Source organism: Arthrobacter sp. 10L430 (assembly GCF_056395245.1).
In genome coordinates this window covers 1-929 of the sequence record NZ_JBFTJD010000064.1, presented here as the reverse complement: position 1 = coordinate 929, position 929 = coordinate 1, and the positions used below count along the sequence as shown (strand labels likewise).

Sequence of the window (929 nt, the reverse complement as noted above, 5' to 3'; positions counted from 1 at the left end):
ACGTCGAGTCCGTTCGCTTTGGCGACGGCCTCGTCCACGGTGCTGTAGCGGATGATGGGCAGGGCCGGGCCGAACTGTTCCTCGGCCACGAGGGGGTTGTCGTTGTCGATGTCGGCGACCAGCGTGGTGGGGTAGAAGTAGCCCGGCTGATCCATGGCCGGGTTGCCGCCGAGCAGCACGCGCGCGCCGGAATCCCTGGCGGCTTCAACGAGCCCTGCCACGATGTCGAACTGCTGCTTGTTCTGCAGCGGGCCCAGGACGTTGTTCTCGTCCAGCCCCACGCCCATGGGCATGGCGGCGGCGACGGCAGTGAGGGCCTCGCAGACGGCGTCGTAGATGTCGTCGTGGACGTAGAGGCGCTTGAGGGCCGCGCAGGTCTGGCCGGTGTTGATGAAGGCGCCCCAGAACAGGCCCTCTGCGATGGCCTGGGGGTCGGCATCGGGGAGGACGATGCCGGCGTCGTTGCCGCCAAGTTCCAGGGTGAGGCGCTTGACGGTGTCGGCGGAGGATTTGATGATTGCCTTGCCGGTGGCGGTGGAGCCGGTGAACATGACTTTGCCGATGGCGGGGTGTTCGGCCAGGCGGGCACCGACGTCGCGGCCGCCGGAGACGACCGTGAGGAGGCCTTCGGGGAGTTCCTCGTTGAGGACCTTGGCCAGGGCCAGGACGGACAGCGGGGTGTATTCGGACGGTTTGACCACCACGGCGTTGCCCATCCGCAGGGCGGGGGCGATCTGCCAGATGGTGATCATCATGGGCCAGTTCCACGGGCCGATGGCACCGACGACGCCGATGGGCCGGTAGTGCAGTTCGGCGCGGGTTTCGCCGTCGTCCACGACGGTTTCCGCCTCCAGCGGCGTTCCGGCGGCGGCGCGCAGCCAGGCGGCGCAGGCGCCGACTTCGAAGCGGGCGTTGGGGCCGTTGAGCGG

Annotated in this window: 1 protein-coding gene; it reads right to left on the bottom strand. The window is 68.8% G+C overall.

Annotated elements, in window-relative coordinates; all coding sequences use genetic code 11:
- A partial coding sequence (locus tag AC1DDG_RS21670) for an aldehyde dehydrogenase family protein (RefSeq protein WP_476877699.1) occupies positions 1-929 on the bottom strand: 929 nt, incomplete at both ends.